Annotated in this window: 6 protein-coding genes; 4 read left to right on the top strand and 2 right to left on the bottom strand. The window is 59.6% G+C overall.

Features of this window, described 5'->3' with window-relative positions; genetic code table 11:
• Window positions 1-697 precede the first annotated feature (697 nt).
• From QRX40_RS08625 to QRX40_RS08610, 4 genes are all read left to right on the top strand, one after another.
• Entirely contained in the window at window positions 698-2128 is a 1431-nt protein-coding gene (locus QRX40_RS08625; RefSeq protein WP_015022037.1) for a ParB/RepB/Spo0J family partition protein, read from the top strand.
• A gap of 183 nt (window positions 2129-2311) precedes the next feature.
• Window positions 2312-2575, top strand: coding sequence for a hypothetical protein (locus QRX40_RS08620; protein WP_141650026.1), 264 nt, complete (start codon window positions 2312-2314; stop codon window positions 2573-2575).
• A gap of 24 nt (window positions 2576-2599) precedes the next feature.
• Window positions 2600-2947, top strand: a complete 348-nt coding sequence (locus QRX40_RS08615) for a hypothetical protein (RefSeq protein WP_015022035.1) — start codon at window positions 2600-2602, stop codon at window positions 2945-2947.
• Window positions 2948-3320: 373 nt separating this feature from the next.
• Entirely contained in the window at window positions 3321-3881 is a 561-nt protein-coding gene (locus tag QRX40_RS08610) for a hypothetical protein (protein ID WP_015022034.1), read from the top strand.
• A 135-nt stretch (window positions 3882-4016) separates the two neighbouring features.
• On the opposite strand, the gene QRX40_RS08605 is transcribed toward QRX40_RS08610, so the two are convergent.
• Window positions 4017-4463 (bottom strand): hypothetical protein, encoded by a 447-nt coding sequence (locus QRX40_RS08605; protein ID WP_015022033.1) that lies wholly within the window; start codon window positions 4461-4463, stop codon window positions 4017-4019.
• Between the two features lie 22 nt (window positions 4464-4485).
• Complete coding sequence (locus QRX40_RS08600; RefSeq protein ID WP_197071201.1) at window positions 4486-4995, bottom strand: hypothetical protein; 510 nt, start codon at window positions 4993-4995, stop codon at window positions 4486-4488.
• Window positions 4996-5235: the final 240 nt, after the last annotated feature.

Genomic DNA, 5235 nt, shown 5'->3' with positions numbered 1-5235 from the left:
AACACACAACCAAACCCACACACAGAACCTAAAACAACGCGTTTAGTTCCTATAGCCCCTGATGCCGGAGAGACCGTTCTGTATCAGCATAGAGGCTAGATTGGCTGAGCTCTGATAAGGATGCGAAGGGTAAGGAATACGAGCGGTGTCCATCTCAGTTACACCCCTTTAGATAAAAAAGTGCCGCCCTAGTGTGCATATCATATAAATATGATAGAGGCAGTGGCGGCTTCTAACAAGCTTTAATATACTCGGGATATCAGTTAGAAAGCTTCATCAAGATAAAGCTTCACAATATAAACACATTTCTTATCGGATGGTCTTTCTTCTATCATGAGCTACTGCAGATCACCCTTCAATCGGCAAACATAAAACTGGTCGGCTCGGCCGGGGTTGTGGTCATCGGCGGCTGCGCCTTGATGTCTGGCCGCCGCTGTCGCACGCCTGCGGCGTGCTGCTGAAGGGGTTGGGAATGTGGTGTTTGTGCCGCCCCCTTCCATTCTGGCCCGGGCCGCTGCGACTCAAGCCCCGAGCGTCTCCGCCCACACCCCGCTCCGGCCGAGGGGGCCGAACAGCATGCCCCCTCGGCCTCCGGGGGAGTGTTCGGATCCACGCGGGGGCTTGACTCTCCGCTATACCCGGGCCGCCATTCCAGGCGTCGGCACAAACAGTCCCGGCACCAAGGAAAGGAACACCCATGAACACCACAACCACAGTGACCATGCTGCCCATCGACGCCATCAGGCCCAACGACGCCAACCCCCGAAGCGAGATAGGAGACGTGTCGGAGCTGGCCATGAGCATCGCGTCCCAAGGCATACAGCAGGCCCTGGTCGTCACACCGGCGAACCAGGAGGGGCGGCACACCCTGGTCATCGGACACCGGCGGCTGGCGGCCGCCGAGCAGGCCGGCCTTGCAACCGTGCCCTGTATCATCACCGACATGGACGAGCAGACCCAGGCGGAGGTGATGCTGGTAGAGAACATACACCGTGACCAGCTCACCGCCCTGGACGAGGCACGCGGATACGCCCACCTCCTGGACCTTGGCGAAGACGTGGACCAGATGGCCAAAGCCACTGGCCGCAGCCGCAGCACCGTGCAGCGACGGCTCAAAATATCGTCCATCGACGACGAGAAAATACTCGCGCTGCCATCCCAGCTGAGCTTCGAGGAATTGGAGACGATAGCCGACTTCCGCGACGACGAAGGCCTGCAAGACCAGCTCATCAAAGCCGCAGGCACCAACAACTGGAACATGACACTGCACCAGGTCCAGGCCAAACGGTCGCTGGACAAGTGGATCGAACAGGCCCAGGAAGCCATCAAGCAGGCCGGGCTGCCCATCGTGCCGCTGACACCATCACAATCCTGGTCTGACCCGGAAGGTTGGCGCACCATCGCCCGATTCTCCCCGGATACCGACCCCGACCCCAAGCAGGCCCTCGACACATGGCTGGAGGAATGGGAAGGCGACAAACCCACGGCCGCCGGACTGCTCGACCGTGGCGGACAGTGGCGCGTCAAAATCACCCTGCTGGAGCCATACACCCAACAGGACCAGGAGGACGAACGCCGGCAAAGAGAGGATGACCTGGCCAGGTGGCAAGCCGAACAAGAAGCCGAAATCGCACCGGCCAAGCAACTGGACACGGCAAGCCACGACCTGCGGCTGGCCTACACGCAACGGCTCATGTCCCTCAAACGCCCCGCCAAAAACCAGTCCCAGGCCCTGTCCATGCTGGTCATCGCCCAAGCGAGCCAACGCACCTGGTGGGTCAGCCGGGACCAGGTGCGGGACACATGGCGCGCCATCGTCCAGGACCAGGAAGCCGAGCTGGCGCAAAAGGCCGACCTTGACGAGAGTCGCCGCACCCAGACGGCCTTCGCCCTGTGCCACGCCATCATGGAGACACAGATCAACCACGAGACCTGGCGCAGCCAAGACGACATAGACGGCCTGCTCAAACCCCTCTACCGTGCCCTCCAAACCGCAGGCTACGCCATCAGCGACGAAGAGCAATCCGGTCTCGACGGCGACCTGGTGCCCCGACCTGAAGAGGAAGACAACGAAGGGAACGAAGATGAAACAGACGACGGCGACCAGGAGGAGGACACCAAAGAGTGAATGAACCCCGCAGCCGGCCCCGCCACCAAGCGGGGCCGGCTGCCGGCGGCGGCGCAGCGATGCCTCGCGCCACCCCACGGGGTGGAATCGGCATCGTCGAACGCCCCGCGTTCGGACAGCCAGACCGCAACGCGAGGAACGCACGACTGGTTTGTATGTGCAATTTGTACTACACTCATGGTCATGGAGATCGAGATAGAGCAATCAGCCCGCAAGCACGGCTGCGCCGACGACGAAATCAGGCACGCGGTCCTCCACTCCATAGGCCACGAACAAATCGAGGGCTACGGCGACGAGATGACGGTGGTCTTCGTCGGCCAGCCACACCCCGGGGCCCTACCCGACAACCTGCTCGAAGTCATCGTCAGCAAATGGCAGGACGGCCAGCTCCACGCCTTCCACGCCATGCCGCTGACCAGCCGGTGGCAACATCTCAGATACCAATAGACACAACCAACAAGGAGCCAGACCATGACCAACACACAGACACCCGCCGACAGGGCAGCACACGCCGAAGCACTCGACCGCATGGCCGACGCCGGCCAATTCACACCCATCGAAGGCACCCGGGTATACCGGGGCTACGACGCCGGCCCCCTGACCGACGACGACCTGCTCTCCATCTTCGCCGGCCGCCCCCGCGACGAACTCAAACAACCCACCAGCAAAACCTGGCAGGTACGCACCACCCCGGCCCTGGACCAATGGGCCGAAGCCGCCGTCAAAACAGAAGGCACCAACCTATCGGCACTGATCCGCCAAGCCACCGCCGAATACCTGGCACACCACTACCCAGGACTCCGAAGCCAGATGGCCTGACCCATCAGGGCAACATCATCAAGGGACCCCTCAACGGGGTCCCTTTTTCCATGCTCGGCTCGGCCGGGGTTGTGGTCATCGGCGGCTGCGCCTTGATGTCTGGCCGCCGCTGTCGCACGCCTGCGGCGTGCTGCTGAAGGGGTTGGGAATGTGGTGTTTGTGCCGCCCCCTTCCATTCTGGCCCGGGCCGCTGCGACTCAAGCCCCGAGCGTCTCCGCCCACACCCCGCTCCGGCCGAGGGGGCCGAACAGCATGCCCCCTCGGCCTCCGGGGGAGTGTTCGGATCCACGCGGGGGCTTGACTCTCCGCTATACCCGGGCCGCCATTCCAGGCGTCGGCACAAACAGTCCCGGCACCAAGGAAAGGAACACCCATGAACACCACAACCAGCCTCCAGGACGACGTCAAGCAACTGAGCCAGGACCCCCAACTCATGCTCACCGCAGGCCGACAGGCCCTCGACAGCATCATGCGCATACTCGACGGCACCCACCAGCCCGAAGCCATAGGACACGACCGGCTCACCCGCATGGCCGCGCTGATAGAAACCTCACTGCCGCACCGCGACGCGCTCCTGGTCGCCGCCATCAACCCCGACACCACCCGAGACGACCTGACCACCATCACCGAACAACCCCACGACCCCGCCGCCGTCAAACTCATCTTCACCAGCCTCACCACCTGCTTCGAAGGCCGGACCCCCGTCAACCAGGAACGCGCCGACAGAGCCTACAACCTCTTCGACCAGCTCACCGCCGCCGTCGGCCCCACCCCACACCTCAGCGCCTCCAGAGCCTACCTGGCCTGGGCCGCCCGCGACCCCGACCAAGCCAGCTCATACATGGTCCAAGCCCTCACCCTCGACCGAACCAACAACCTCGCAGCGCTCATCGCCCTGGCCCTCAGTAAGAACATCAACCCCACCGACGACTAACACCACACACAACCAAACCGAAGAGGTCTCCTCCCAAACCAAGGAGGAGACCTCTCCGCGTCCGATGCGTTTCTCCCGCCCCATAAAAGGGGCACTCGAATCCGCTTCATTCCCTAGGAATGATCGTTGTTTAGATTAATCATGCTTGTCTGCAGCATCAACGGCATGAATGACGAGTAGGGAGATGAGAATGGTGAGAACCTCAGTTATCAAAGATGAGAGCGCCATGGCTTCCCACCTGCTGAAGGCCAAGGCCATCAACCCCATGAGAAACACAAAACTCACAACTTCGCTAACAAGCTTCTTCAAGACCTTGTGACTGCTCATGCTAAACAACACATCCACCAACGCATCAGTTATGTAGGTACCAAAGAACCACAACAGAAAGATAACGATGGTACCCAAAACCCCACGCCACCCATGCACCCAGGAACGAACGCCACCGAAAGGGAGCAAGCGATAAGTGACACCAATGCCGACCGCAAAAGGAAAGACAAAACCCAACAACACAGTTCCGAAAAAACCAACACCGGTAATCGCATCCGAAACCGTTACATGGTCTGATCGTCCACGGTCACTCATCGCTCACCCCTCTCTCCATGAATCAGAGGAACAAATCAACCCATGTCGCCGTGTATTCAGCAATATCGTAAGGGATGCCCAGCTGCATCAAACCTGAGACGATAGCGGCATGAGTCCAGACGCCGGTGGCTTCCAGGAAGTCTGCAATCCGACCGGCCCACGGAGCAATCTTGGCAGGAAGCTTGGAACCTCCCCAGCGCAGAAGCTTAATGACAGCTTTCTTGGCGATCGTCGTAGCCCAATTCCTCGATTGGAAGCCATTACCGGCAGTGCCATCATGCATCGAGAATGCATACTCGGTCAGGATGCCAGCACCTTCATAATCACCGTTTTCCCATGCGGTATCCGCTATCTCCAGCACATCCCTCGGAGTCAGCGAATCGGTGACTTGACTCACGATAGATGTCGAAGCGGTATCCACAGGCTCTGCAGCCATCGCCTGACTGGGAACCATGGCGACTCCCATAGACAGCGCAAGTGGAACAGCAACGCTGGCGAGCAACCTACTTTTGATAGTGTTCAGAGCTTTCATCATAAGCCCCTTTCCGTTTGTTGAGTCAATTCATCCTTGATAACCAATAACGAAGTCAGCGGTGTCAGCCATGGCACCTCTGACAACCCAGCTAAAACTGGAATACTGCACTGATAGATAGGCCTAACTATCATTCTTGAGTTATTACATCAACGGTGACAGTAGCACCACCGTTACACCATTCTTGGGCTATAGGAACTAAACGCGTTGTTTATGTTGGGGGTTTGGCCTTGTGGCTGT

The sequence above is a fragment of the Bifidobacterium sp. H6bp9 genome, assembly GCF_032193695.1.
In the GTDB taxonomy this organism is placed as follows: domain Bacteria; phylum Actinomycetota; class Actinomycetes; order Actinomycetales; family Bifidobacteriaceae; genus Bombiscardovia; species Bombiscardovia kimbladii.
The sequence above is the reverse complement of the archived record's forward strand: the minus strand, read 5'-3'. Positions and strand labels throughout refer to the sequence as shown.

Excerpts from the sequence above, each read along its gene's own strand:
- QRX40_RS08620 (WP_141650026.1), top strand. The coding sequence starts at position 2,312 with ATGGAGATCGAGATAGAGCAATCAGCCCGCAAGCACGGCTGCGCCGAC.
- QRX40_RS08610 (WP_015022034.1), top strand. The coding sequence starts at position 3,321 with ATGAACACCACAACCAGCCTCCAGGACGACGTCAAGCAACTGAGCCAG.
- QRX40_RS08605 (WP_015022033.1), bottom strand. The coding sequence starts at position 4,463 with ATGAGTGACCGTGGACGATCAGACCATGTAACGGTTTCGGATGCGATT.
- QRX40_RS08600 (WP_197071201.1), bottom strand. The coding sequence starts at position 4,995 with ATGAAAGCTCTGAACACTATCAAAAGTAGGTTGCTCGCCAGCGTTGCT.
- QRX40_RS08625 (WP_015022037.1), top strand. The coding sequence starts at position 698 with ATGAACACCACAACCACAGTGACCATGCTGCCCATCGACGCCATCAGG.
- QRX40_RS08615 (WP_015022035.1), top strand. The coding sequence starts at position 2,600 with ATGACCAACACACAGACACCCGCCGACAGGGCAGCACACGCCGAAGCA.